General features: G+C 43.5%; 24 protein-coding genes. 14 read left to right on the top strand and 10 right to left on the bottom strand.

Annotation, left to right across the window (positions count from 1 at the left end; genetic code table 11):
- The first annotated feature begins 124 nt into the window (after positions 1-124).
- The 5 genes from nrdR to GBI16_RS03800 all read left to right on the top strand — a co-directional run bounded on the left by nrdR (position 125) and on the right by GBI16_RS03800 (position 4,367).
- Complete coding sequence (gene nrdR, locus GBI16_RS03820; RefSeq protein ID WP_086209785.1) at positions 125-583, top strand: transcriptional regulator NrdR; 459 nt, start codon at positions 125-127, stop codon at positions 581-583.
- Positions 584-597: 14 nt separating this feature from the next.
- The gene (gene ribD, locus GBI16_RS03815) at positions 598-1,701 is read left to right on the top strand and encodes a bifunctional diaminohydroxyphosphoribosylaminopyrimidine deaminase/5-amino-6-(5-phosphoribosylamino)uracil reductase RibD (protein ID WP_086209784.1); all 1,104 of its coding nucleotides are present in this window, start codon (positions 598-600) and stop codon (positions 1,699-1,701) included.
- Positions 1,698-2,990 carry a DNA adenine methylase gene (locus tag GBI16_RS03810; RefSeq protein WP_086209783.1) on the top strand — a complete coding sequence of 431 codons (1,293 nt, stop codon included), beginning with the start codon at positions 1,698-1,700 and terminating at the stop codon, positions 2,988-2,990. The genes ribD and GBI16_RS03810 overlap by 4 nt, the downstream gene beginning before the upstream one ends.
- A 23-nt stretch (positions 2,991-3,013) precedes the next feature.
- Positions 3,014-3,673, top strand: a complete 660-nt coding sequence (locus tag GBI16_RS03805) for a riboflavin synthase (protein ID WP_151706536.1) — start codon at positions 3,014-3,016, stop codon at positions 3,671-3,673.
- Between the two features lie 145 nt (positions 3,674-3,818).
- Positions 3,819-4,367: a VTT domain-containing protein gene (locus tag GBI16_RS03800; protein WP_110974819.1), complete on the top strand. Its 549-nt coding sequence runs from the start codon at positions 3,819-3,821 to the stop codon at positions 4,365-4,367.
- Between the two features lie 70 nt (positions 4,368-4,437).
- On the opposite strand, the gene GBI16_RS03795 is transcribed toward GBI16_RS03800, so the two are convergent.
- From GBI16_RS03795 to GBI16_RS03785, 3 genes are read right to left on the bottom strand one after another with little or no spacing between them, the layout of a single operon-like run.
- Complete coding sequence (locus GBI16_RS03795) at positions 4,438-5,076, bottom strand: hypothetical protein (protein ID WP_151706535.1); 639 nt, start codon at positions 5,074-5,076, stop codon at positions 4,438-4,440.
- A 32-nt stretch (positions 5,077-5,108) separates the two neighbouring features.
- Entirely contained in the window at positions 5,109-5,516 is a 408-nt protein-coding gene (locus GBI16_RS03790; RefSeq protein ID WP_110974817.1) for a DNA polymerase III subunit chi, read from the bottom strand.
- A complete protein-coding gene (locus tag GBI16_RS03785; protein ID WP_110974816.1) occupies positions 5,509-6,957 on the bottom strand; it encodes a leucyl aminopeptidase in 1,449 nt (482 codons plus the stop codon). The genes GBI16_RS03790 and GBI16_RS03785 overlap by 8 nt, the downstream gene beginning before the upstream one ends.
- Positions 6,958-7,115: 158 nt before the next feature.
- On the opposite strand from GBI16_RS03785, the gene lptF reads away from it, so the two are divergent.
- The 4 genes from lptF (at position 7,116) to GBI16_RS03765 (ending at position 12,153) form a co-directional block, all read left to right on the top strand.
- Positions 7,116-8,216, top strand: coding sequence for an LPS export ABC transporter permease LptF (gene lptF / locus GBI16_RS03780; RefSeq protein WP_086209777.1), 1,101 nt, complete (start codon positions 7,116-7,118; stop codon positions 8,214-8,216).
- Positions 8,217-8,218: 2 nt separating this feature from the next.
- A complete protein-coding gene (gene lptG / locus GBI16_RS03775; protein ID WP_110974815.1) occupies positions 8,219-9,289 on the top strand; it encodes an LPS export ABC transporter permease LptG in 1,071 nt (356 codons plus the stop codon).
- Between the two features lie 122 nt (positions 9,290-9,411).
- Positions 9,412-10,959, top strand: coding sequence for a 2,3-bisphosphoglycerate-independent phosphoglycerate mutase (gene gpmI / locus GBI16_RS03770; protein ID WP_151706534.1), 1,548 nt, complete (start codon positions 9,412-9,414; stop codon positions 10,957-10,959).
- Positions 10,960-10,977: 18 nt separating this feature from the next.
- Positions 10,978-12,153 (top strand): S41 family peptidase, encoded by a 1,176-nt coding sequence (locus GBI16_RS03765; protein ID WP_110974813.1) that lies wholly within the window; start codon positions 10,978-10,980, stop codon positions 12,151-12,153.
- Between the two features lie 4 nt (positions 12,154-12,157).
- Here the strand turns inward: GBI16_RS03765 and GBI16_RS03760 are convergent, their stop codons facing one another.
- From GBI16_RS03760 to GBI16_RS03750, 3 genes are all read right to left on the bottom strand, one after another.
- On the bottom strand, positions 12,158-13,522 hold the full coding sequence (locus GBI16_RS03760; RefSeq protein WP_404814571.1) for a sigma-54-dependent transcriptional regulator: 1,365 nt from the start codon (positions 13,520-13,522) through the stop codon (positions 12,158-12,160).
- 72 nt (positions 13,523-13,594) lie between these two features.
- A complete protein-coding gene (locus GBI16_RS03755) occupies positions 13,595-15,163 on the bottom strand; it encodes a PAS domain-containing sensor histidine kinase (RefSeq protein ID WP_086209772.1) in 1,569 nt (522 codons plus the stop codon).
- Between the two features lie 22 nt (positions 15,164-15,185).
- Positions 15,186-15,821 (bottom strand): response regulator, encoded by a 636-nt coding sequence (locus tag GBI16_RS03750; protein ID WP_086209771.1) that lies wholly within the window; start codon positions 15,819-15,821, stop codon positions 15,186-15,188.
- A 214-nt stretch (positions 15,822-16,035) separates the two neighbouring features.
- Here GBI16_RS03750 and GBI16_RS03745 point away from each other — a divergent pair, with 214 nt between their 5' ends.
- Positions 16,036-17,088, top strand: coding sequence for a serine hydrolase (locus tag GBI16_RS03745; RefSeq protein WP_139841364.1), 1,053 nt, complete (start codon positions 16,036-16,038; stop codon positions 17,086-17,088).
- 85 nt (positions 17,089-17,173) lie between these two features.
- Here the strand turns inward: GBI16_RS03745 and thrC are convergent, their stop codons facing one another.
- The 4 genes from thrC to xerD form a co-directional block, all read right to left on the bottom strand.
- On the bottom strand, positions 17,174-18,313 hold the full coding sequence (gene thrC, locus GBI16_RS03740) for a threonine synthase (RefSeq protein ID WP_058868731.1): 1,140 nt from the start codon (positions 18,311-18,313) through the stop codon (positions 17,174-17,176).
- A 64-nt stretch (positions 18,314-18,377) separates the two neighbouring features.
- A complete protein-coding gene (locus GBI16_RS03735; protein ID WP_086209769.1) occupies positions 18,378-19,682 on the bottom strand; it encodes a homoserine dehydrogenase in 1,305 nt (434 codons plus the stop codon).
- Positions 19,683-19,811: 129 nt separating this feature from the next.
- Entirely contained in the window at positions 19,812-20,621 is an 810-nt protein-coding gene (locus GBI16_RS03730; RefSeq protein WP_086209768.1) for a DsbC family protein, read from the bottom strand.
- A 127-nt stretch (positions 20,622-20,748) separates the two neighbouring features.
- Positions 20,749-21,666 (bottom strand): site-specific tyrosine recombinase XerD, encoded by a 918-nt coding sequence (xerD, locus tag GBI16_RS03725; protein ID WP_086209767.1) that lies wholly within the window; start codon positions 21,664-21,666, stop codon positions 20,749-20,751.
- A 174-nt stretch (positions 21,667-21,840) separates the two neighbouring features.
- Between xerD and GBI16_RS03720 the strand changes: the two genes are divergently transcribed.
- From GBI16_RS03720 to murD, 4 genes are all read left to right on the top strand, one after another.
- A complete protein-coding gene (locus GBI16_RS03720; protein ID WP_213033328.1) occupies positions 21,841-22,101 on the top strand; it encodes a FeoA family protein in 261 nt (86 codons plus the stop codon).
- Positions 22,098-23,957 (top strand): ferrous iron transporter B, encoded by a 1,860-nt coding sequence (locus GBI16_RS03715; RefSeq protein WP_086209765.1) that lies wholly within the window; start codon positions 22,098-22,100, stop codon positions 23,955-23,957. Before GBI16_RS03720 ends, GBI16_RS03715 begins: the two co-directional genes overlap by 4 nt.
- Positions 23,958-23,984: 27 nt before the next feature.
- Entirely contained in the window at positions 23,985-24,236 is a 252-nt protein-coding gene (locus GBI16_RS03710; RefSeq protein ID WP_086209764.1) for a DUF6587 family protein, read from the top strand.
- 159 nt (positions 24,237-24,395) lie between these two features.
- Entirely contained in the window at positions 24,396-25,742 is a 1,347-nt protein-coding gene (gene murD / locus GBI16_RS03705) for a UDP-N-acetylmuramoyl-L-alanine--D-glutamate ligase (RefSeq protein ID WP_151706532.1), read from the top strand.
- The last annotated feature ends 1 nt before the right edge of the window (position 25,743 follow it).

The following is a 25,743-nucleotide window of genomic DNA, read 5'->3' as shown; positions in this document are numbered from 1 at the left end:
ATCAATATATTGTGTGAAACAGCCCGAAAGGGCTGTTTTTTTTCTATATCTAGCGTAAAACTCTACAAAACACAGAATTTTTGCTACACTTTAAATCCATTCAAATTTGTTCAATTTAACCACTATGCATTGTCCATTTTGCAACGCTGAAGACAGTAAAGTGATCGACTCCCGTTTGGCCGCTGAGGGTTGTCAAATTCGCCGTCGTCGAGAATGTATTGGTTGCGGTGAACGATTCACAACTTTTGAAAGTTATGAAGTGGTTATGCCTCGTGTGCTTAAGTCTGATGGAAAAAGTGAACCTTTTGATGAAGCAAAACTGCGTCGCTCCTTGATGCATGCTTTACAAAAGCGTCCAGTGACCCAAGAGCAGATTGAAACCGTTTTGAGTGATATTCAACTGCAAATTCGCCGTTTAGGTGAGCGCGATGTAAAGTCTCGCACCATTGGTGAAATTGTGATGCAGGCTTTATTTGCACTGGATCATGTTGCCTATGTGCGTTTTGCATCAGTCTATCAAGATTTCCAAGATGTGGATGCATTTCGTCATCAAATTGAACAAATGCAACAACGTGAACATTAATCGAGTTTTCATCCATGTCTGAATTACAGTCCAGTTCTTTACAAGCTGACCAAGCTTGGATGAAACAAGCGATTGCTTTAGCAATGCAAGGTCAATACAGCACTAAACCAAATCCAAATGTAGGCTGTGTCATTGTCAAAAATGGACAGTTACTAGGCACAGGTTATCATCCTAAAGCAGGTCAACCCCATGCAGAAGTTTTTGCCATGCGTGAAGCGGGCGAACAGACTCGGGGTGCAACCGCTTATGTGACCTTAGAACCGTGCGCGCATTATGGGCGTACACCGCCATGTGCTAAAGGTTTGGTTGAGGCAGGGGTGGCACGTGTTGTGATTGCCTGTCCAGATCCCAATCCCTTAGTGGCAGGTAAAGGCGTTCAAATTTTAGAAGAAGCAGGTATTGAGGTTGAGGTTGGTACTTGCCAAGCCGAAGCGCATCAGTTGAATTCGGGTTTTTTAAAAGCCATGGCAACAGGCATGCCCTATGTGCGTTTAAAAGTCGCTTCTAGTTTAGATGGTCGAACCGCGATGGCGTCGGGTGAGTCAAAATGGATTACAGGCTCAGCAGCACGTTTAGATGTTCAGCATTTTCGTGCCATTTCTGGCGTCGTGATTACGGGGATTGAAACGATATTGGCCGATGATCCTCAACTCAATGTGAGAGAACTTCAGGGTGTAGCTGATATTAATACTGTGATACAGCCAAAACGTCTGATCTTAGATCGTCAAGGACGTCTACCTTTGACTGCTCAGATCCTACAACAACCTGATACCGTGATGGTGATGGGGCCTTATCGTCAAGCATTAGCCGATTTAGGCGTGCTGCAGTTTGCTGTACAGCCTTTAGATCAGTTATTAAAGCAGTTGGTTCAATCACATCAGATTTATGATGTCATGGTTGAAGCAGGTGCAACGTTATCGACGGCTTTTTTACAAGAAAAGTTGGTTGATGAAATGATTAGTTATGTAGCACCGACCTTATTGGGTCAGTCTGCACGTGCAATGTTCAATGCTGAGTTTTCTCAGATGGCAGAGCAACTCCGCTTTAAGCTGCTGGATGTTACCCGATTGGGTGATGATGTGCGCTTAACGCTTATTCCATCTCAAGAGTCATTATGAGTTCAGAGTCTACGGTTTATCATAAACGTCGTCATGCGGCACGTACTACAGATGAATACCTATTTCATCAACTTGTTCCTTATTTGGGGAATAAGCGCCGTCTGTTGCATCTGATTTTAGAAGCACTTGAGAGTACTGGAACGTTAAACCGTACAGATGGCCGTGCGCCTATTTTTGCAGACTTCTTTGCAGGCTCAGGTGTGGTCTCACGTTTGGCACGCCAAAATGGTTATCGGGTGATTGCCAATGACTGGGAACCGTATAGCCATGCTCTGAATAATGCCGTGTTATCTTGCGTTGATGCACCTGCATTTAAAGAGTTGGGTGGCTATCAAAAAGCCATTGATTATTTAAATCGCCTGCCTGAAGTGAAAGGCTGGGTGACGCATAATCTGTGTCCGCGTAATGATGAAATTTATGATCCGAGCCGTGACCGTTTGTTCTTTAAGCGTCGCAACGGCATGCGTATTGATGCGATTCGTCAGCAAATTGCGACTTGGCAAGCACAGGGTGCTATTGATGATGTGGAAATGTCAGCACTGTTGGCGCCGCTACTGTACTCTGCCAGTTTTGTCAGCAATACTTCAGGCGTCTTTAAAAGCTTCCACCACGGTTGGGGGGGGAAAACTCAAACAGCGTTAGAGCGGATTGAGTCCTTGCTTTGGTTAACGCCGAGCCGTTTTTGTGAAGTGGGTGACCCGAAAAAACCTGCGGCGGAAATGTGGTGTGTCGATGCACAACATTTGGCCAATCAAATGAGTGGTTTTGAGGTCGATGTGGCGTATTTAGACCCACCCTATAACCAGCATGCCTACAGCAGTAATTATCATGTGTTGAATGCTTTAACGCTATGGGATCAGGTTGATTTACCAACACCTGATACCAAAGGATTTAAAAGCGGGATCGACCGTGCATGGCGTAAAGAACGCCCGAGCCCATATAACTCTTCTAAGTATGCCAAAGAAGCTTATGAGAAGTTACTTTCGACCATCAATGCACGTTACATTTTAACCAGCTATTCAACCGATGGTAATATTGAAGCAGGTGATTTGCTCAAGGCGAATCTAGAGCGTGGGCGAGTGACTTTATTGACACAAGATGTACCTCGTTATCGCGTGAGTAAGCAACGCCAGTCGGAGCGCGCACGTGTGTTAGAGTTTATTGTGATCACCGATACCCATGCCAAGTCAGGGCCACCAATTCGACAGTTACTTGGGCAATTATACCATTATGCAGAATTGGGCGGGGTCGATACATCTGGAGTCACCACGCAGTTGGCACTGTGGTAAGAAGATTGAGGTAAAAATAAGTCATGTTTACAGGGATCATTGAAAGTCTAGGCACTGTTGAAAGCCTGCAAAATGTCGGTGGTGACGTGCGTTTACGCATTGGTACTGATCTCGATATGTCAGATGTACATTTAGGTGACTCGATTGCCACCAACGGTATTTGCCTCACGGTGATTGATTGGGGGGAGCATTGGTATGCTGCAGATGTTTCGCGTGAAAGTCTGAACCGAACCACACTGGGTGGTTGGAAAGTGGGGCAACGGGTCAATGTAGAAAAGGCGATGTTGCCAACCACACGCTTTGGTGGACACATTGTGTCAGGGCATGTCGATGCGGTGGGTGAAATTACCGTTGTACGTGAAGATGCACGCTCGCTGTATTTTGAAGTCACAGCACCGCCTGAAATTGCCCGTTATTTGGCAGAAAAGGGTTCGATTACAGTTGATGGCATTAGTTTGACCATTAACCATTTACGTGGGCATATTTTGAGTCTCAATTTAATTCCGCATACGGCGGAACGAACCAATATTGCAACGTGGAAGTCAGGCAGTAAAGTGAACCTTGAAGTAGATGTGTTAGCACGCTACATCGAACGCCTGATGATGGGTGATAAAGCAGCTGAAACTACCCCACAATCTAAAATTAGTTTAGACTTTTTGGCACAAAATGGTTTCTTGAAATAGAAAAATCGTTTAGATTGCAGCAAGAATAGACAAAAGATGAGCTCCCTATTTTGCCAAAATGAGGGAGTTTTTCTTTTGAAATGAATAGGTAAGCAATTGAGTATGATGAAAGATAGTACGCAGTTTATTGCACGGATACGTGACAATGATTGATTTTTTTCTCCATCTAGAACAATTATTGCCCGTACTGCTTGCAGAATACGGCCTTTGGATTTATGCGATTCTTTTTCTGATTATTTTTGCAGAAACGGGTTTCGTTTTTATGTTCTTTTTGCCTGGTGACAGTTTATTAATTGCCATTGGTGCACTGTGTTCAAGCTCAGATTTAATTCACATCCATACCATGGGTAGTTTGATGATTATTGCTGCGGTATTGGGCTATAGTGTCAATTATTATACGGGCCAAAAACTAGGCTTCAAGTTTGCACATCAACATTCACGTTGGTTGAAACCTGAATATATGGTGAAAACCAATCAGTACTTCCTAAAGCATGGTGGTAAAACCATTTTAGTAGCACGTTTCATTCCTTTTGTCCGTTCGTTTGCTCCTTTTGCAGCAGGTGCAGGACATATGAGTTTGAGTAGTTTTATGTGGTACAACGTCACAGGTGGTTTGATTTGGATCACCAGTTTGTTGGCGATTGGTTATGGTGTGGGTAATACTTTATCGTTCATGGTCGGGGTATTCGCTTAACGACTAACAATGGAGAGCGTGATGCAGACATAAAGAAACTCACCGAAGTGAGTTTACATGAATGGGTCACTTATTCGGCAGTGTTGGATACCACCTCATCTGAAAAATTTGAGTTTTTCAGAATATAATCAATTTCTTCTTGTGCCGCAGCTTTCAGCTTGCTGCGGTAGGCGGTCACAGATTCCTCAATTAAGGTTTCTGCTTCAAGTTCCAAGCGTAAACGGACACTTTCAAGTTCAGATAAAACCTGTGTATCGTTAATGCTGAGCTTAGCTTTGGCATAATCCAGTGCGTGCTCAGGTGTTTTTTCATAGCGTGCAGTATAGTTTGAAATTTCCTGATCAACGCTTTGTCGCATGACATTCAACGCTTGCGTTTGCTCATTAAACTGACGAATTTCATCTTTTTTCAGGCTTTCAGCATAAGCTTCCTGTGCAGCACGTTTATCTGCCAGTGATTTTTCCAACGCTTCTTGCTTACGAATTCGCGCTTCTTCAATCAGCTGTGCTTTCAGGTCAGCATAGGCTTGCTCAATTTTTTGGGTAGAGACGGCTTGAGCGCGTTGGTCTTGTTCAATCCAACTGTGTAAACCTGTTTCAGGTTTGAGTACATCACAGACGCGACTCAGGTCATCAATAAAGGCCTGACGAACAGCATCAGGGACATTTAACCAGCGCTGTTTAAAATCTGGACCAACATTCAATGCCACTACGCATCTCCTTATGTCAACGGTGGAAAGGTTTAGAGCTTGAAGGTTCGAGCTTCCACACCTAAACGTCGATACTGTTTAAATTTTTCACGACCTTGTTGTTTGGCCGACTCGTTATTTTCAATAATTTCTATAATGTGGCTAAATTTTTCGAACTGTTCAATAGCTCGATCGTTAAAATTGAACACAATCCAATCGGATTGTTCGGGCAGTTGGCCTGAAATACAGATTCGAGCCTCAATTTGATCAATGCCATGCGGAATAAAGCTTGTGCGATCAAAACTCCACAACCGTTCATCTAATTGCTGCTGTCGTTCAGTGTCACTTGCATACAACCAGATTCGCTCTGGTTGGCGCAAGATTTTTCGGCATAAACGACAAGCACTTTCGACTTGTCGTTCAGGACTTTGTTCAAACAGGTAAAAGCTAATATTAGCCATTAGATTGCGCACGGTTGGCTAAGAATTGCATCAGTAAAGGCACTGGACGCCCTGTTGCACCCTTATTGGCGCCCGAATTCCATGCTGTACCTGCAATGTCTAAGTGCGCCCAACGGTAATCACGGGTGAAGCGTTGCAAGAAGCAAGCCGCCGTCACAGCACCAGCTTTAGGCCCGCCAATGTTGGCAATATCGGCAAAGGGGGAGTCGAGTTGTTCTTGATAATCATCAATCACCGGCATGCGCCAGACGCGGTCAAAGCTGTTTTGACCTGCGTTGGATAATTCTGCTGCTAATTCATCATCAGGAGTAAACATTCCTGTGAGTACAGAACCGAGTGCAACGACACAAGCACCTGTTAAGGTTGCAATATCAATCACCAGTTCGGGATTAAAACGTTTTACATAGGTCAAGGTGTCGCACAGCACCAAACGACCTTCAGCATCAGTATTTAAAATTTCAACGGTTTGGCCACTCATGGTGCTCACAATGTCACCTGGGCGCGTTGCCTTACCTGATGGCATATTTTCAGCCGCAGCAATCGTACCTACGACATGAATGGCTAAACCTGATTCACAAAGAGCCCGGAGGGTACCTAAAACCGAGGCAGCGCCACACATGTCGAATTTCATTTCATCCATGCCTGCACCTGGTTTGAGTGAAATACCACCTGTATCGAAAGTGATGCCTTTACCGACTAAGACCACAGGTGCCTCAGGGCGGTCTGCTTGATATTCAATCGTGATGATACGGCCTGGGCGATCTGAGCCTTTGCTCACCGCAAGGAAAGAGTGCATACCCAAGTCAGCCATTTGCTGTTCATCGAGGACATTAACGCGGAGCAGGTCAGGGTATTGGGCTGCTAGAGCTAAAGCTTGTTCAGCTAAATATTCAGGGAAGCAGATATTGCCCGGACGATTACCTAAATCACGTGCAAAGCTTTGACCTGATTGCACTGCTTCAATCAACTTGAGCTGTGCATCATTCAGTGTCGAGTTGGTTGCAATGAAGCTAATGTGTTCAAGCACAGCCTCTGTTTTTTTCGATTTGAATTCGTCAAAAGCATACGCTGCTTGCGTCAAGCTGAGGGCAAATAAATAATGCAATTCAGTCGGGAGGGCTGAAAGATCAATACTGATGTGTTTGAATTTTTTTTGTGAAGCTTTGATAATAGTTTGTGCAACTTTAGCCAGTTTTGCTGTTTGTAATTCAGCAGCTTTACCAATTCCTAACAATGCTGCATTTGGGCTTGTTGGGATTTGAGCAATGAGGCTTAAGGTTTCATTGAAAGCGGCTTTAAACTGAGCTGCCTCAACTAAGTTGTTTAAATCATTAATTTGATAACTATTTGTAAGCTGTTGAGTGTTTTCAGAATCTACTAATATCAACAAAAATTGGCTAGACGTATTCTCTGCGAATGACGTATTAATAGAGAGTTTCATAAGTTTTATTTAAGCCTTATAAAGTTTGAAAATGATTAAACCACTGAAACATTAACATGAATAGAGTTGCAAAGTGCAACAAGAGTACAGGTTTTATATTTTCACTATTCGGGTAAACTAGCGCTAGTTTTTATTCACCTATTTTTGGAAGCATTAATTTGATTATTCGGCGTTATCTGGTCAAACAAGTGGTGTCGACATCCTTGGTTGTGATTGCCTTATTGACCTTGATCATGATGGGCGGTCGTTTGATCAAGTATTTTGGTGTAGCCGCACAAGGTCGCTTGGATGCAGGTATTTTATTTAGCATTATTGGCTATCGTTTGCCTGAATTTTTAACGCTAATACTTCCTCTAGGCTTCTTCATTGGTTTGATGCTGGTGTTTGGTCGTTTATATGTCGATCATGAAATGGCGGTACTTAATGGTAGTGGGGTTAGTCGTAATCAGTTAGGACGGCTTCTGATTCCACTTACGGTGGTTTATCTTGCTGTCCAAGCAATTTTAATGTTGTGGATGGCGCCGTGGGGTGTTCGTCAATTTGAACAACTCACCACCAGTCAGGCAGTACGAACAGGGTTTGATCTGGTTCGCCCTAAAGAGTTCATTTCATCTGGCCCTTATACTATTTATGCAGGTGATTTGTCGGAAGACCGCAAGAATCTCAAAGATATTTTCTTTTATCAGCGTGCTGAAAAAGAGGGTAAGCCTGATGTCATGATTTTGGCCAAAGAAGCCACACGTGTTGAAATTAAAAATGATCCTGCCAATGTGGTGGACTTGGTACAGGGTCGGCGTTATGAAATTTATCCAGGACAGCCGCGTTATACGCAAGCGGAGTTTCAGTCTTATCGTCTACGTTTAGAAAATGATAAAGAAGCGAAGTTTGAAAGTGCTGATGTTGAAGCACTGTCTACCGTGAAACTTTGGGATAATCGTAATGATCCTGTCGTGGCGAGTGAATTGGGTTGGCGTATTTTTGTGCCTTTTGCGATTGTGGTCGCATTGATGCTTGCTGTAGCCTTATCTGAAGTGAGTCCACGTCAAGGGCGTTATTTAAAGCTGTTTCCAGCATTACTGATTTTTGCCAGTCTGATTGTGGCGTTAATGGCCATTAAAACTCGGGTCAGCAAAGAAGAAATGGGCATTTGGGCTTATCCACTGATTTTGGTGATTTATGCGATTGCAGCAGCACTGTTTTCTCGTAAACAAAAGCTTGCACCCAAAATTAAGAAAACATTACAACGAGCGGGGTCTTAATCATGTTCGCACGTCGTATAGTCGCAAAACATGTGACCAAAACCACCGCGATGGCAATGATAGGTGCCACAGCCATTTTATCAGTTCTACAAATTCTGTTTACTTATTTAGGTGAGTTAGGCTCTCTCAAAGATGGGTATGGGGCGTTAGATGCTTTACGCTACGTCCTATGGGGGGCACCACAATATTTGTATGAAATTCTGCCGATTGCAGCACTGATTGGTTCTGTATTGGGCTTGGGCACTTTGGCATCGAACAGTGAGCTGATAGTGATGCGCTCTGTTGGTGTGAGTCTTTGGCGGATCGTCGGTTGGGTGATTCGTTCGGCATTGATTTTAGTGGTGCTGTCTTTTGCTTTAAGTGAATGGGTGATTCCCTATACCAATGAGCAAGCCAAAAGTGTGAAAAGTCATCGAACGGCTGCTGAGCTGGGCGAAGTCCGTGGTTATTGGACGCGAGAAGGGCAACGCTTTATTTATGTCGATTATGCCAACTCTCAAGGTCAATTGAAAAATGTGCAAGTGGTCGACTTTGATCGGGATGCCCGTTTAAAAGGGGTATTGAATGCCGAACAGGGGCAATTTGTACAAGATGGCCGTTGGATTTTACAGAATACTGCACAAGTCGATTTGCTAGAAACGGGGAATGCGTCTTTACAGAAAGCAACTGAGATGCCTTTGGCCTTAGCTTTACAACCGAAATATGTACATATGGTGACTATTGATCCTGAAGATCTCTCACCGAGTCAATTGGTCAGTTTCATGAGTTATATGCATGAATACAGCCAAGTGCCTAAAACGTATCAGTTGGCTTTTTGGCAGAAAGTGGCCTCTCCATTTGCTTTAATTGCCTTGGTGTTGATTGCGTGTTCCTTTATTTTTGGTCCACTTCGCCAACAGTCGATGGGCTTTCGTTTGGTGATTGCACTGTTTACAGGTTTAGGATTCTTTTACCTACAAGACTTCTTGGGGTATGCAAGTTTGGTGTATTCACCATCACCTGCGTGGTTTGTTTTTGTGCCGATCTTGTTGATGTTTACAGCAGGCGGTTATTTATTACAACGTGCGCGTTAACTGTACGATATTGAAGAAAACAATGCGAATGATGGTGTTAAACCATCATGCCTGCATAGAGTCTTGACCGAAAATTCGGTAAGATATAGCGATTAATTTGTAGACAAAAAAGAGTGTTTATTATGGCGGATGCAACTGCTGGCAAAATTCCTCACGTATTGGTGATTATGGATGGTGTGGGTCATCGTGAGGCGGTCGAAGACAATGCATTTTTAGCAGCAAATCGACCAAATTTAACAGCGATTGAAGCCAAGCATCCGCATAGTTTAATTTCAGGCTCTGGTGAAGACGTCGGCTTACCAGATGGTCAAATGGGCAACTCTGAAGTGGGTCATATGAACTTGGGCGCAGGGCGTGTGCTCTATCAAGACTTTACCCGCATCACCAAAGACATTCGCACAGGTGCTTTTTTTGAGCATGAAGTGTTGGTCGATGCTGTTGAAAAAGCCAAAGCAGCGGGTGGTGTGGTACACATCATGGGCTTGTTGTCTGAAGGTGGGGTACATTCACACGAAGATCATATTGTGGCTATGGCTGAACTTGCGTTAAAACGTGGTGCAACCGTGTACCTTCATGCCTTCTTAGATGGTCGTGATACGCCGCCACGCAGTGCTCAACCCTCTTTAGAAAAATTAGATGCATTGTTTGCTCAATATCCAAATCAAGGACGTATTGTCAGCTTGATTGGTCGTTATTTTGCGATGGATCGTGACAATCGTTGGGACCGTGTAGAGCAAGCTTATCGCTTACTCACAGAGTCTGAAGCTACACGTACTGCGGCTACGGCAGTTGAAGGTTTGGAACTGGCTTATGCGGCTGATGAGTCGGATGAGTTTGTCAAAGCAACACGTATTGGCGATGCTGTGAAAGTTGAAGATGGTGACAGTATTGTCTTTATGAACTTCCGTGCCGACCGTGCACGTGAGATCACTAAAGCGTTTGTTGAAAAAGATTTTGCAGGTTTTGCACGTAAAGTCGTACCCAACTTATCGAAATTTGTCATGTTGACACGTTACCAAGCTAGTATTGATGCGCCTGTAGCGTATATGCCTGAAGCATTGAAAAACTCGATTGGTGAATATCTTTCAGACCTTGGCAAAACCCAATTGCGTATTGCTGAAACTGAGAAATATGCACATGTGACGTTCTTCTTTAGCGGTGGTCGTGAAGATGAATATCCAGGTGAAAAACGTATTTTGATTCCTTCACCGAATGTTGCGACTTATGACCTCAAGCCAGAAATGAGCGCATATGAAGTAACCGATGAATTGGTGGCTGCGATTAACTCAGGCGAGTTTGATCTGTTGGTGGTGAACTATGCCAATGGCGACATGGTTGGTCATACGGGCGTGTTTAATGCTGCGGTGAAAGCAGTGGAAGCCGTTGATTTATGCTTAGGCCGTGTCTATGAAGCGGTGATGGCACAAAAAGGTCATATGTTAATTACGGCTGACCATGGTAATGTTGAACAGATGCAGGATTATCATAGCGGTCAGGTACATACTCAGCATACCACAGAGCTCGTGCCGTTCATTTATGTAGGACCAACGCAAGCAACCATCGCTGAAGGTGGCGTATTGGCTGATGTCGCACCAACGCTACTCAGCTTAATGCACATTCCTGTTCCTACAGAAATGCAAGGTCGTAACTTAATTACATTAGACGTATAAATCAATTTGGGTGGATAAATGGCAAAAGCATCGTGGACTTCAATAGGTGTAATGATTGCTTTAGGTTTTGCTTTGATCCACCCAGTGGGTGCTGTTGCAAAAACAGCGACTGCACCTGCTTTTGATGATGAATTGGAACAGGGCTATGTTGAGGTTCCAATAGAATCCATTCAACAATTTGTGCAAATTTATGGTTTAGTCAAAGATAATTATGTGGCTGAACGCAGTGATGATGCTCTTTTTCAACAGGCCATTAAAGGCTTGGTCGGCGGTTTAGACCGTTATTCCCGCTATTTATCACCGCAAGAATATAAGCAGTTGGTGCAATATACTGAAGGAGATTTGGCTTCGGTAGATTTTGGTTTAGTATTTGATTCCCGCTTACAACAATGGCTGATACGTGGGCTGAAACCTGATTCAGACTCGAGCAAATTGGGTTTAAAAAATGCAGATGCCATTTTTAAAATAGATGATCAGGAATTACATAAGCTCAGCCATACTCAGGTGAATGATTTACTCAGTGGTGCCATCGGCAGTACGGTGAGCCTTCAATTGAAAGCTAATTCTGTTCCAATCAATGTGGTGAGAACCCGAAAGGTTGAAACAGATATTCAGTCTCAGTTATTGAACAACCAAGTATTGGTGCTGAAAGTTCGTGTTTTCCAACAAGATACCGCCAACGAAATTCAACAGTTGATTGAAGAACACCATTCGTCGCGTCTAAAAGCAGTGTTGATTGATCTCAGGAATAACCCGGGAGGATTGTTGTCTGCTGCAGTGGAATCTGCTGATCTATTTTTAAATCAAGGCGTCATTGTTTCAACGAAAAGCCGCTCTGAGGGTGATCAGCAGTTTCAGGCCTTACCAAGCTTTGAGTTTCAAAACTTGAAAGTAGGAATTTTAATCAATGATCGCTCTGCATCAGCGGCAGAAGTATTTACTGCGGCGCTCAAGGAACATGGGCGAGCATGGGTGATTGGTGAGAAAAGTTATGGCAAAGGGGTCGTGCAGAAACTTTTTCCACTGTCCAATGGTGCAGCTTTGCAAATGACCGTGTCTCACTATTACACGCCAACTGGTCAGATGATTGAAGGGGTGGGAATTGCGCCAAATCAGGTTTATCCAATGCCACACGAACTCAAAGACGAAAGCTATGTTGAACATGTGGCAGAGATTTTAATTAACCGTCGTTAAGTCTTTAAACGGAATCGTCTTCACCATCGAGTCCGAATTTCTTCAAGCGATAACGTAAAGAACGGAATGACATGCCGAGCTTTTTAGCCGCCAGTGTTCGGTTCCAGTGGGTGAGATTGAGTGCATTCATCAAAATTTCTTTTTCAATTTTTTCTAAATACAGCTCTAAGCCTTCTTCAGGTAATTTGCGTGAAGGCACAGGGCTAAGTTGATCAGTACCAATCGCACCCTGTTGTGTGGCATTAGTATAGCTGGCCTGTGCAATCGGTCGCAGTGGGGCGGTTTGCAAGTGCGGTAAGTCAATACTGCTTTCATCACTTAAAGTGATGGCACGTTCCATCATATTGCGCAGTTCACGCACATTGCCCGGATAATATTGGGCCAATAAAAACTCACGTGCACGTTCACTTAGGGTTTTGACCGGGATGTCCCACTCTTGACAGATTTTCTGAATGAAATGCTGTGCCAAAAGAATAATGTCATTGCCGCGTTCACGTAGGGCAGGCAGTACAATGTCCATGACGTGGATGCGGAAATATAAGTCCTGACGGAATTTACCTTGTTGTACTAAGGCGTCAAGGTCTTGGTGGCTGGCACTAATCACACGGAAATCGACATCAATTTCGGTATCGCTACCAATGGGACGAATACGCTTTTCTTGTACTGCACGTAAGAGTTTGACTTGCATGGTTAGTGGCAGTTCTGCAATTTCATCTAAAAATAGACTGCCGCCATGTGCAGAAAGGATCAGGCCTTGTTTGTCTTGGGTTGCCCCTGTGAAACTACCTTTACGATGTCCAAATAGTTCACTTTCCATCAGTTCTGTCGGGATAGCACCACAGTTGATGGCAATAAATGGCCCTTCATTACGGTTACTCAGGCGATGTACCAAATTGGCCACCACTTCTTTACCAGTTCCAGATTCACCTGTAATAAAGACAGGGGCCTGTGAGCGGGCAATTTTTTTCAAGGTCACACGAAGCTGTTGAATAGGAAGGGATTGACCAATTAACAGTTTGTGTTCAAGCGTATCTTCTTGAATATGTAGCTGGCTGATAGGCTGGTTAAAGGCTTTTTGTAAAAGTTGCTCTAAATGCTTTTGGTTGATTGGTTTACTGACAAAATCAAAAGCACCCGCTTTTAATGCGGCAATCGCGACATCCATGTTGCCATAAGCAGTTAATACAGCTACAGGTAGATTAGGATAATTTTGAGCAATAAAATCCACCAGCGTTAATCCATTACCATCAGGTAAATTCAAATCTGTCAGACAGGCATCATATTGATGTGTTTTAAGTGCTTGAACAGCCTCCTGTAAGCGATAGGCAATATGCGTATCAATCCCCATTCGACTTAAAGACATTTGCATCAGTGTACATAAGTCTTGTTCATCATCCACCAATAAGACAAGTGGTTTTTTTTCCACGCTTAACCCCGAAAATTACACGTCATTGTTTATACGAGGGCATTCAATCCGAAAGCATGCCCCTATTTTTTGTTCTACATAGTATAGCTTAGCTTGGTTGGCTTCGCAGAAACTATGGGATAAATATAATCCTAAACCAGTTCCATTGATTGAGGTACTGAAAAACGGTTGAAACAAGGTAGTTTGATCCTGAGTGGCAACCCCGTCTCCAAAATCGCAAACCTCAATGTGAACAAGGTTTTTATAGCTATAGACGCGAATTTGAATATGTTCAGCTTCCGTTGCATTATGCCGGATGGCATTTCGAATCAGGTTGATCAGCACTTGTCTCAGTTGTTGTTCGTCGAACTGAATATAAGCTTGATCCGAAATACGGCAGTCAATTTGCTCTTTGACATCGGGCAAATCTTCAATGATAAAACGTTCTAAAAAAGCTGCGACATCAATTAAAGTCGGATAGGTTTCTTTACTTCGTGCCATGCTCAGTGTGTCGCCAATAATTTTATCAATCCGTGAAGCTTGTTTGGCAATCATGTTATGCAATAGTTCTTGTTGTGGGCCATTGACTTGCATCAGTTCATTGGCTTGAGTGATGGCTGCCAAAGGATTGCGAATTTCATGTGCAATGCTGGCAGAAAGTTGGCCCAGTGCAGCCAGTTTGAGTTGTTGTACGCGTTGATTAATTTTTTGTGCGTCTTGCAGCACAAATAAAGTCAGCGTTTGATTCGGGACTTGTAGTTTTTGAATTTCGATTTGAATCTGAAAGCGACTCAACTGTGATTTAAATTGGAATTTTTCCCCATTTTTCAGTTGGTCGAATTTGAGTAGCTCGAATAAATCAGGTTGTGCTTTATACAAAGGGTATTTGTCATTGGCATAAATCGGAGAAATACCCAAGAGTGCACATGCTGCAGGGTTACTGAGTACAATATGGCAGTTTTCATCGAGAACCAAATAACCCAGCTCGGTTTGCTCAAGAATATAACGGTTAATATTTTGCAGTTGATCTAATTCTTGAGATTGGTAAAAATTTATGTTTTCAAGGAATTGGAAGCGTCGAACAGCAATTTGACCTGACCCATACACCACAAAAAATAAAAAGGCGAGCACTGCACTATTGCCAATGGTGTTGAGTGAACTAATTGAAAATAATGTCCCAATAAAATGCTGATAAACCAGTGTAATCACTGCGATCAAAGTAATGATGAGCGCTTTTTGTTTATCCACCAATAAGGAAGAGGCAAAAATCGTGATCACAAATAGTAAACTTAATTGTAAGTTAGGGCCATCTGTGGCGAAGGTGAGTAAACTGAGACTGACAACATCGACAATGAACAGTAAGGTAAGCTGAAGCGGAATATGTGTCCGTATATTCTTGAGGCTCAGGAGCTGAAAAGCACTGATAAAAATAAAGCCAATCAGTACATAGCGATATAGTGCTGGATACTGGTAGTTTGAAAACAGTTGCGCATAGGTCAGTAAAAATACCAGCAGTAAACAACAGCCAATAAACAGTCGATACGACGCATACCAAATGCCTAAGCGGTATTGGTTGAGTTGAATATTGCTATTGTGTCGAGCCATGTCGGTCTTTAGTGAGCAGACATTAGGGTTTGATCAGCCCGTAACGAATCGCTAAGTGAGTGAGTTTTACATCGCTGTCGATGTTGAGCTTTTCAAAAATGCGATAACGATAGGTATTGACTGTTTTTACACTGACAAAAAGTTTATCAGAAATTTCCTGCGCACTGATGCAATTCACCACCATCATTGCGACCTGCATTTCACGTTCAGACAAGGCATCAAAAGGTGACGTCTGTGTATCGGATAGATAAGAACTGGCCAGTTGCTCAGCAATATCAGCACTGAAATATTTACCGCCTTGCATCACTTTATTGATGGCACGAACCATTTCAGTTACAGGTGCGCCTTTGGTAATGTAACCTTTAGCCCCAGCTTTGAGTAATAACGATGGATAAGGCTCTTCCGCTAAACCGCTGACGGCTAAAACTTTAGTGTCAGGTGCGGTTTGTAGTAAACGGCGTGTCGTTTCTACCCCACCAATCCCAGGCATGTTGACATCTAATAAAACGACATTCGGATGATGTTGACGAACAAGGTTAATGGCTTCTTCACCAGATTCAGCTTGGCCAATGACTTGAACATCGGCATGGTCCTCGAGCATTCGACAAATCCCTGTACGCACTAACTCATGGTCATCTACTACTAAAACTGTGATCACCTAGCACTTCCTCACTATAAAAACCATATTTTTTGTTACATAAAGCAAAATAAGCTTGCAATGAAACGACAAAATTAGCAATCCTATTCTTAGGCTTATTTGAAAAGATATGCGCACTGTTGATGGCAATGCTATTCGCATTGTGTACAAATGTAAGGCAATGGGCGTGGATACGCAAATGTATCTTATGGGTTATGAAGTTGAGTGAATAAAAGTGAAAAAATCAAATAAATTTTTAATGCATCTATTGGGATGGTCAATTGTAATGACTAGCAGTACCCATAGCTTTGCAGACTTGGTGGTCAACCCGGGTTCGGGATCGAGCCAAGCAACTATGAGTTGGTCTGCTGCGGATGCAGAACAGCTTCTTAATGATCAGATGATGGAAGATCCTGAGGAGTACGCTCCGCAGGGTTCAACAAAAGTCACCACCAGTATTCGAAGCTCAAATGGTGTTGTTACCAATAGCACAGCTAAAACTGCACAAATTTTCGACACATCGAAATATTCTAACCAGCCAACTGTCAATGCACGTGCAGCATTAGTCATGGATGGCAATACTGGGGAGGTGCTGTACAGTAAAAACAGTAATACCGCTCTGCCAATTGCGTCCATTACCAAACTGATGACCGCGGTGGTGATTTCAGATGCACGTTTAAATATGTCTGAGAACATTACTTTACAGCAAGCAGACTTTTCGTGTTCAGGCTGTAAAAGTTCAAGTTCATCTCTACGTGCGGGTGATAGTATGAACCGTGCAGAGGCTTTGTTATTTGCTTTAATGAAGTCAGAAAATCCTGCAGCATCAGCACTTGCTCGGACTTATCCAGGTGGACGTTCAGCTTTTGTTGCTGCGATGAATGCCAAAGCAAAATCTTTGGGCATGAATTCAACGCATTATATGGAGTCAACAGGTTTACATCCAGGTAATGTGGCTTCAGCACGTGACTTGGGTATTTTGGTTAATGCCGCATCACAATATGGTCTGATTCGTCAGTTCTCAACCACAGCAAGCTATGATTTTAACTTGGGTTATCGTGTATTAAAATCAAATAATACCAATGCCTTAGTTCGTAATGGTGGCTGGAATATTAATATTTCAAAAACAGGTTTCATTAATGAAGCCGGTCGTTGTGTGGTGATGCATACCACTTTAAATAACCGTCCAGCAGTGGTGGTATTATTGGGCGCGGACTCATCTGCAGCACGTACCAATGATGCAACGCGCCTAATGAACTGGGCAAGCCAATTACCAAAACGTATTTAACCTGACTTTGTTTTTGTTCACTCAACAACAAAAATTGAGTCACAAAAAAGCCCTGCATATGCAGGGCTTCTTCTTTTAATTCAGCTTACATATTCGACAAAATTGAATCACGAACTTGTTCTAAAGTTGCATCAATTGAAAGCATAACCGCGTCAGAACATTGCTTGATCGCAGTATCAGGATCTTTTAAACCATTACCTGTCACGGTACAGACAATCACAGAACCTTCTGCAATTTTACCGGCTTTGATGTCACGGATTGCGCCGCCAATAGATGCTGCAGAAGCAGGTTCTACAAAGACACCTTCATACATTGAAAGTAAACGCTGTGCTTCTAAAATTTCTGCATCAGTCAGTTCGTCAAACCAACCTTGAGAGTCACGAACCACCGCTTTCGCATGGTTCCAGCTTTGTGGGTTACCAATACGAATTGCTGTTGCAACTGTTTCAGGGTTTTCAACGGGTGCACCACGTAAGAAAGGTGCAGCACCTGCTGCTTGGTAACCCACCATGGTTGGTAGGCCTTCAGGTTTTGGACCTGTGAATTGATCAGTTTCAGCATTGTAAATCACTTGCTCAAATTGATCTGCAGGTTGATTGGCAACTGCTTCGGTATAACCCATCCAGTGTGCAGTAATGTTTCCTGCGTTACCTACTGGTAGGCAGTGGTAATCTGGTGCACGACCTAACTCATCGACGATTTCATAAGCAATGGTTTTTTGACCTTGCAAACGGTATGGGTTGATTGAGTTTACGATGGTTACTGGCGCTTTATCTGCAATTTCTTTAACCAGACGCATGCCGTCATCAAAGTTACCGCGAATTTGCATGGTGATCGCACCATACATCATCGCTTGTGCCATTTTACCCATGGCAATTTTGCCTTCAGGGATTAAAACGAATGCTTTGATGCCAGCACGTGCAGCATAAGCTGCTGCCGCTGCAGAGGTATTCCCTGTAGATGCACAAATAATCGCTTTTGAGCCTTCTTCAACGGCTTTAGTGACTGCCATGGTCATACCACGGTCTTTAAATGAACCAGTCGGGTTTAAGCCCTCGTACTTCACATAAATTTCAACATTTTTGCCAATTAAACGTGGAATGTTCTCAAGTTTAATCAGTGGCGTATTACCTTCACCCAAAGAAATAGCGCGAGTAGTTGCAGACACTGGTAAACGGTCGCGATAACGGTCAACTAAACCAGTATAACGATTGGCATTCGACATGATGATGTTCCAATTGTGTGTAGAGCTTGGTGAGGGGAGAACAAGCGCCTTTCCCTCAACCCGATTAATTATCAAGCGATTCTAAACGAATTCGCACGATTTCGCCATGAATGACGGGTAAGGCTTGAATTTGAGCAAGAGCCTCATCCATTTTTGATTCTTTGACTGGATCAGTCAAAATCACGATTGGAATCAGGTCTTTTAAGCGAGATTGCTGCATGATGGCATCAATACTAATACCAGCACGGCTTAGAATTGTGGTGACATCGGCCAAAACACCTGTTTGATCTTCAGCATTAATACGGATGTAGTAGCCTGTGGTCATTTCTTCACGTGGCAGAATAGGTAAGTCTGCTAATGCTTCAAAAGCCAATTGTGGAATTGTTCCTGCACCATCTTCGGTATAAGAAATGTCACGGACAATATCAATCACGTCTGCAACCACGGCAGAAGCAGTTGGGCCTGCACCTGCACCTGCACCGTAATACAATGTTGGGCCGACAGCATGTGCTTGAACCAATACGGCATTCTTCACACCGTTCACATTGGCAATCAATTGCTCTTCAGGAATCAACGTTGGATGTACACGGAGTTCAATGCCGTTTTCAGCACGACGGGCAATACCCAAGTGTTTGATACGGAAACCTAGTTCTTCAGCATATTTTACATCTTGCGCAGTGACCTTGCTGATGCCTTCTGTAAAGACTTTATCGAATTGAAGCGGGATACCAAAGGCAATAGATGCCAATAGTGTCAGTTTGTGTGCAGCATCAATTCCTTCAACGTCAAAGGTTGGATCTGCTTCGGCATAGCCGAGTTCCTGCGCTTCTTTGAGCACATCTGCAAAAGCACGACCTTTTTCACGCATTTCAGTCAGGATGAAGTTTCCTGTCCCGTTGATAATACCTGCTAACCAGTCTATACGGTTGGCAGCTAAACCTTCACGCATGACTTTAATGATCGGAATACCGCCTGCAACCGCAGCTTCATAGGCGATTTGCACCGCATTGTCATCTGCTAGTTTGAACAGCTCATTGCCATGTTCAGCCAGTAAGGCTTTGTTTGCTGTAACGACTTGCTTACCGTGAAGAATGGCTTCCTTAATCACTTCATAAGCAGGGTGGATGCCACCCATAACTTCAACCACAACGTCGACATCAGGTTGACGCACAATATCTAACAAATCTGAGCTTTGTTTAATACTTGGATCAAGCTCTAAATCTGGACGTGGACGACGTGTGCCGACATAGGTAATTTGAATTTCTCGACCGGTGCGACGTTTAATCTCAGCAGCATTTTCTTTTAGTAGTTTAAGGGCACCACCACCCACAGTACCAAGACCGAGGATTGCCAGACGAACTGGTTTCACGTCACACTCCAATTTACTTATAAATATTAAATCAAGCTTAGATCATAGCTAAAAAAACTGTGAGACTCTAGGAAAGAAATAACTTTATGTTTAACTATAAATATTAGTTAAATAACAAATAAAAATTAGTTATTTAAGTCGATTTAATAATTCACTTGGTGTCAAATAGCCACCGAGATATTCACCATCTTCGTTATAAATCGCAGGCGTACCATTTACACCCATGTTTAGACCTAATTGGTATTGATCCCGCACTGGATTTTTACAAGTTGCAGGTGGCAGTTGAACACCTGAAATGGCTTGATCAAACGCAGCTTGACGGTCTGCACTACACCACACGCTTTCCATAGCAGGCATGAACTGCTCGCCACGTGGCCATGCAATGTAACGCACCTCGACACCTTGAGCTGTGATTTCAGGGATGTGCTCATGCAGTTTATGGCAGTAAGGACAACTGGCATCGGTAAAGACATAAACCACATGTTTGGTCTTGCCTTTGGCTTTATAAACCAGTAGATCTTCAGTTTTCAGTTCTGCTAATAGCTTTTTATTGGCCTCAGCTTGTAGGTTATCACTAACATTGTGGAGGGTTTTATCGCCTAAGCGAATCACATCCCCTTGGATAATATATTTGCCGTCTGCTGTGGTATAGACAGAACTCATTCCTTCAAGATTCACCCAAAATAGGTTGGGTACTTCGGTGGCTTTAATGTCAATGATTTTGGCATTGATGTTGGCTGTTTTGAAATGCTTTTGAAGCGTGTCAATTAAACGTTGTTTCGCATTGCGTTCCGACAATGTCGATGCTTCACCCGTGGCCGGAGCGCTTGCTGTTAAAGAGTCTTGTTTTTTTTCTTCAGTATTGTTTGAACATGCTGTGACCAGAACAGAGGAGGCAAGGACACAGGCAATGAACAATGGCTTACGGGTAAATAACATAGATAACCCTTTTTCTTTTGACTTTATAAAAACAGAGCGCCAAGCATAGCAAAAAAAGCAGAAGACTCGGTAATACTTCGTAGCCTTCCTGCTAAAAATAGTCTTCCATGCATATTTGTTAATGGCTTTAAGCACGTGGATGATGCATGGCATGCAGTTGCTGCATACGCACTTGTGCGACATGGGTATAAATTTGTGTTGTCGACAGATCACTGTGTCCTAGTAGCATTTGTACCACACGCAAGTCCGCACCGTGATTGAGTAAATGGGTTGCAAAAGCGTGGCGTAAGGTGTGTGGCGAGAGTTCTGCTTGAATCCCTGCTTGTAAGGCATAGCGTTTAATGGCGTACCAAAAATTTTGCCGACTCATAATGCCCCCATGTTGAGTGAGAAACAGATAGTCGGTTGCAGATTTATATAACTGTGGGCGAGACTCTTGCAGATATTTCTCGACCCATTCCACTGCGATTTGCCCCAAAGGCACCAGTCGTTCTTTATTGCCTTTACCTGTAATTCTTAAATAGCCTTGTTTTAAATTGATTAAGTCTAGGCGGAGGTTCAGTAGCTCAGATACACGTAGCCCACAAGCATACAATACTTCAAACATGGCACGATCACGCAGTCCGAGAGCGGTTTCAATATCGGGTGCTTGAATCAGGGCATCGACATCTTGTTCAGATAAATCTTTAGGCAGTGCGCGGCCAATTTTGGGCGTTTTATGCAGTGCGACGGGGTTGTCGGAGCGTAGTTTTTGTTCCCGTAAAAACTTAAAAAAAGAACGCATGGCGGATAGACAGCGCGCAATTGAACGTGGACTTTTGCCTTGTTTCGTAAGTGCCAGTAAAACATCAGCGATATCATCACTGCTCCATTCGGGCATGCTCACAGCACAGCACTCACTACATTGTAGTAAGTCGGAAAGATAAGCATTTCGCGTATGCGGACTGACAGTTTGTGCAATGAGGTAATCTTTAAAGCCATGTAAAAAGCTGAGCTGGGTTGGAATTTGAACAGGCGCAGGTATACGCGGTTTTTTATTTAGCATAACTTTTCAGCACATCAGCAAAAAATACAAAACAATGATTGGGGTTTATTCAATGTAGTGTAATCATTCTCGCTTGTCGATGTGTTATAACAGATGCGAATCATTATCGAATCTGATTTGGTAATTATTCTCATTTGTTTGTATACTGTTCAAAATATTAAAGGGTTGGATGCGGTGCGTTTATCTGATTTAAAAGTCAAACAAACTGCCATCATTAGCAAAGTGAATCGTACTTTGGATGGCGAAGCTCAGACTGACTTGGTGGCTAGTCGTCTTGAAACACTAGGATTTGTTGCAGGTACTAAAGTACAGGTGATTACCAAAGGCGTTTTTGGAGGCGATCCCATTTTAATCCAAGTGGGTTTTACACGTTTCGCCCTAAGAAAAGTTGAAGCTGAAAAAATTGAAATTCAAGTCGAAGGAGCACCTAGATGAGTGATGCCTTGCGTGTTGCCCTTGTAGGTAATCCTAACTGCGGTAAAACTTCGTTATTTAACCATCTCACTGGAACCCGTCAAAAAGTCGGCAACTACGCGGGTGTAACGGTTGAACGTAAAGTTGGTCAGTTTAGTTTGCCTTCAGGTCAAGCAGTTCGCGTCTTGGACTTGCCAGGTACGTATAGCTTAGATGCGACCAGCCCTGATGAAATGATTACCCGTGACGTGGTGATGGGGAAAATTGCCGATGAAGGTCAGCAAGATGCTTTCTTGTGCGTTGTTGACGCAACCAACCTCAAACTTCATCTTGGTTTAGTGATTGAATTGATTGCATTGGGTCGTCCAATGTTAATCGTTTTAAACATGATGGATGAAGCACGTCGCCGTGGGATGCAAATCAATACCCAAAAGCTTTCTGAGCGTTTGGGTGTGCCCATTGTTGAAACCGTTGCAGTACGTAACTCGGGTATTGAAAGTCTCCTCAGTGCTTTAGAGCAGGGCAAATATGCTGTGCCTTATACTGAGTTGACAGGTTTAAAAGGTGATACGGCACATCAGAAGGTTGAGAATGTATTGCACGATGTGGTGCAGTATGTTGATGAAGAAGACAAACGAACAGATTTTCTGGATAAAATTTTCTTGCATCCTGTTCTCGGTTTAGTCAGCCTCGCTGTGATGATGTTTATTATTTTCCAAGCGGTTTTTGCTTGGGCAGCGCCGTTTATGGATGGGATTGAAACTTTCTTTGGCTGGTTGGGTGAAACCGCAGGTGGGGTGATTAGTCAACCTTTACTCAACAGTTTGGTGGTGGATGGAATCATCGCAGGTGCAGGTGGTGTGGTGGTATTTTTGCCACAGATTCTGATTCTATTCTTCTTTATTTTAGTGTTGGAAGAATCAGGTTATTTGCCACGTGCTGCATTCTTGCTGGATAAACTGATGTATAAGGCAGGTCTTTCAGGACGTGCCTTTATTCCACTCTTGTCTAGTTTTGCTTGTGCGATTCCGGGCATCATGGCTTCACGAACCATCAGCGATCCCCGTGACCGTTTGACCACGATTTTTGTTGCACCGTTGATGACTTGCTCAGCACGGTTGCCTGTATATGCATTATTGATTGCAGCATTCATCCCCAATCAAACCGTTTGGGGCTTGTTCAACTTACAAGGCTTGGTGTTGTTCGCTTTATATATGGCAGGGATTGTGAGTGCACTGTGTGTATCTTTCGTTCTGAAATTCTTCCAGAAAGACAAGTCACAACATATGTTGATGATGGAGTTACCAAGCTATCGTTTCCCTGACTTGAAGAATATTTGGATTGGTTTACTTGACCGTGCCAAGATCTTCTTACGTCGTGTAGGTGGTATCATTTTCGCCTTGTCTATTTTGCTGTGGTTCTTGTGTACTTTCCCGCAAGCCCCTGAAGGCGCGACTTTACCTGAAATTGATTATTCATTTGCAGGCATGCTTGGTCATTTACTGCAACCGATTTTTGCGCCACTGGGCTTCAACTGGCAGATTTGTATTGCTTTGATTCCAGCCATGGCAGCCCGTGAAGTGGTGGTGGCAGCTCTAGGTACGGTATATGCCTTATCTGCTGTCGATGATGATGCCATGTCACAAGGCTTGGCTTCACTGATCAGTAGTGGTGGTGAGCTCGGTTGGTCGGTAGCGACTGGACTATCTTTACTGGTGTGGTTTATTTATGCACCGCACTGTTTGGCTACCTTAGCGACGGTCAAACGTGAAACAGGTTCATGGAAAACCGTGAGTTTTATGACCATTTACTTGTTTGGTTTGGCTTATTTAATGTCATTCCTGACCTATCAAATTGCAACGCACTATTTGGGCTAATCAGTGTAAATAGGCGAGGAGATTGAGATGATTGAAGTTCTAATTGTTGCTGCTCTAGTGATCTGGAGTGCGGTGGTGGTGTTTAAGAAAGTATTTCCTCAGACATCAGGTTCAGTTTTCACATCCTTGGCGGAGCTATGTGAAGCACGCGGTTGGACGCGTTTAGCAGCGTGGTTAAAACCTGCGATGTCTGGTGGGTGTGGTGGAAATTGTGCCTGCCCAGCGACAGAAGACAGCAGTGCAAAAAAGCCTGAAGTTCAGGCGGTGAAGTGGAAATAAAACGATTTTTACTCACAAATAAAAAAGCCGTCCGATAGGGACGGCTTTTTTACGCACTGACACAAAAAAAGTGCGGGAAAGTCAAAACAGAAAAAGCATTCAAAACAGCAAAGTGCTAACATTTCCGCAGATAAATTTCAGACCAAGCATGGGGCGAAAATGTTAATACAACGTGGTGGACTTAAGGTCGTTGCAGGACTCGGTATTTCAGGTGTTGCAGCGGTCAATTTTTTACATAACCAAGGCTACCGCGTTGCAGTAACGGACTCTCGATCGACCCCGCCCGGTCATGACCAAATTCCAGCAGAGGTACAAACCAGTTTTGGTCAGTTTGACGCAGAGCTGTTGTTGTCTGCTGAAGAAATCATTATTAGTCCTGGGCTTGATCCGAAACTACCTGAAATTCAAGCTGCGATTGCCAAAGGCATTCCTGTGGTGAGTGAGATTCAAATCCTACGCCGTGCAACCGATAAACCGATTATGGCGATTACAGGCTCTAATGCAAAAAGTACCGTGACGACCTTGATTGGGCTGATGGCTGAACATGCAGGTGTGAAAGTCGCGGTGGGAGGCAATCTTGGCCGTCCAGCTTTAGACTTAACCAAGGATGATCCAGACCTATATATTTTGGAGTTATCCAGCTTTCAGTTAGAAACCACATCAAATTTACAGGCTGAGGTTGCGGTGGTGCTGAATATGAGTGAAGACCATCTTGACCGTCATGGCGATATGATGGGTTATCACACCGCGAAGCATCGTATTTTCCAAGGTGTGAAAAAAGTTGTTCATAACCGTGATGACTCGCTCACTCGTCCTTTGGTACCTGATGCTACACCAATGCAAAGCTTTGGTTTAAATGCTCCTGATATGAATCAGTACGGTGTGTTAAGAGATGATGATGGTACGATTTGGTTGGCTCGTGGCCGCACACGGTTATTGAATAGTGCAGAGATGTATATTCAAGGCACACACAATGTTGCCAATGCTTTAGCCTGTTTAGCTTTGGGTGAAGCGATTAATCTTCCGCTTGAGTCGATGTTGGAAACGCTGAAAGGCTTTAAAGGCTTAGAGCATCGCTGTGAATTTGTGAAAGACGTTGAGGGGGTCCGTTACTATAATGACTCTAAAGGAACCAATGTCGGCGCAACTTTAGCGGCAATTGATGGCTTAGGCGCAGCAATTGCGGCCAAAGGTGGCAAAGTTGCGATCATTTTAGGTGGTCAAGGTAAAGGGCAAGACTTTAGTGCCTTACGTGAAGCTTTGAGCAAATATGTGAAAGTGGCGGTATTGATTGGTGAAGATGCAGTATTGATTGAAAAAGCCGTGGCAGGAACAACGACTTTACTGCATGCTGACACTTTAGAGCAGGCGGTTGCACTTTGCCAACAACATACCCAAGCCCACGATGTCGTGTTATTGTCACCTGCATGTGCAAGTTTTGATATGTTCAGTGGTTACCCACAGCGCGGACATCAGTTTGTCGCTTGTGTGCAAGAACTCCACTAAA

Origin of the sequence: Acinetobacter sp. TUM15064 (genome assembly GCF_008980265.1) — a bacterium.
Lineage (GTDB): Bacteria > Pseudomonadota > Gammaproteobacteria > Pseudomonadales > Moraxellaceae > Acinetobacter.
The sequence above is the reverse complement of the archived record's forward strand: the minus strand, read 5'-3'. Positions and strand labels throughout refer to the sequence as shown.

Excerpts from the sequence above, each read along its gene's own strand:
- murD (WP_151706532.1), top strand. The coding sequence starts at position 24,396 with ATGTTAATACAACGTGGTGGACTTAAGGTCGTTGCAGGACTCGGTATT.
- GBI16_RS03790 (WP_110974817.1), bottom strand. The coding sequence starts at position 5,516 with ATGGCTAATATTAGCTTTTACCTGTTTGAACAAAGTCCTGAACGACAA.
- ribD (WP_086209784.1), top strand. The coding sequence starts at position 598 with ATGTCTGAATTACAGTCCAGTTCTTTACAAGCTGACCAAGCTTGGATG.
- GBI16_RS03785 (WP_110974816.1), bottom strand. The coding sequence starts at position 6,957 with ATGAAACTCTCTATTAATACGTCATTCGCAGAGAATACGTCTAGCCAA.
- thrC (WP_058868731.1), bottom strand. The coding sequence starts at position 18,313 with ATGTCGAATGCCAATCGTTATACTGGTTTAGTTGACCGTTATCGCGAC.
- lptG (WP_110974815.1), top strand. The coding sequence starts at position 8,219 with ATGTTCGCACGTCGTATAGTCGCAAAACATGTGACCAAAACCACCGCG.
- GBI16_RS03710 (WP_086209764.1), top strand. The coding sequence starts at position 23,985 with ATGATTGAAGTTCTAATTGTTGCTGCTCTAGTGATCTGGAGTGCGGTG.
- GBI16_RS03760 (WP_404814571.1), bottom strand. The coding sequence starts at position 13,522 with ATGCAAATGTCTTTAAGTCGAATGGGGATTGATACGCATATTGCCTAT.
- GBI16_RS03730 (WP_086209768.1), bottom strand. The coding sequence starts at position 20,621 with ATGTTATTTACCCGTAAGCCATTGTTCATTGCCTGTGTCCTTGCCTCC.
- GBI16_RS03810 (WP_086209783.1), top strand. The coding sequence starts at position 1,698 with ATGAGTTCAGAGTCTACGGTTTATCATAAACGTCGTCATGCGGCACGT.
- nrdR (WP_086209785.1), top strand. The coding sequence starts at position 125 with ATGCATTGTCCATTTTGCAACGCTGAAGACAGTAAAGTGATCGACTCC.
- xerD (WP_086209767.1), bottom strand. The coding sequence starts at position 21,666 with ATGCTAAATAAAAAACCGCGTATACCTGCGCCTGTTCAAATTCCAACC.
- GBI16_RS03805 (WP_151706536.1), top strand. The coding sequence starts at position 3,014 with ATGTTTACAGGGATCATTGAAAGTCTAGGCACTGTTGAAAGCCTGCAA.
- GBI16_RS03765 (WP_110974813.1), top strand. The coding sequence starts at position 10,978 with ATGGCAAAAGCATCGTGGACTTCAATAGGTGTAATGATTGCTTTAGGT.
- gpmI (WP_151706534.1), top strand. The coding sequence starts at position 9,412 with ATGGCGGATGCAACTGCTGGCAAAATTCCTCACGTATTGGTGATTATG.
- GBI16_RS03800 (WP_110974819.1), top strand. The coding sequence starts at position 3,819 with ATGATTGATTTTTTTCTCCATCTAGAACAATTATTGCCCGTACTGCTT.
- GBI16_RS03755 (WP_086209772.1), bottom strand. The coding sequence starts at position 15,163 with ATGGCTCGACACAATAGCAATATTCAACTCAACCAATACCGCTTAGGC.
- GBI16_RS03715 (WP_086209765.1), top strand. The coding sequence starts at position 22,098 with ATGAGTGATGCCTTGCGTGTTGCCCTTGTAGGTAATCCTAACTGCGGT.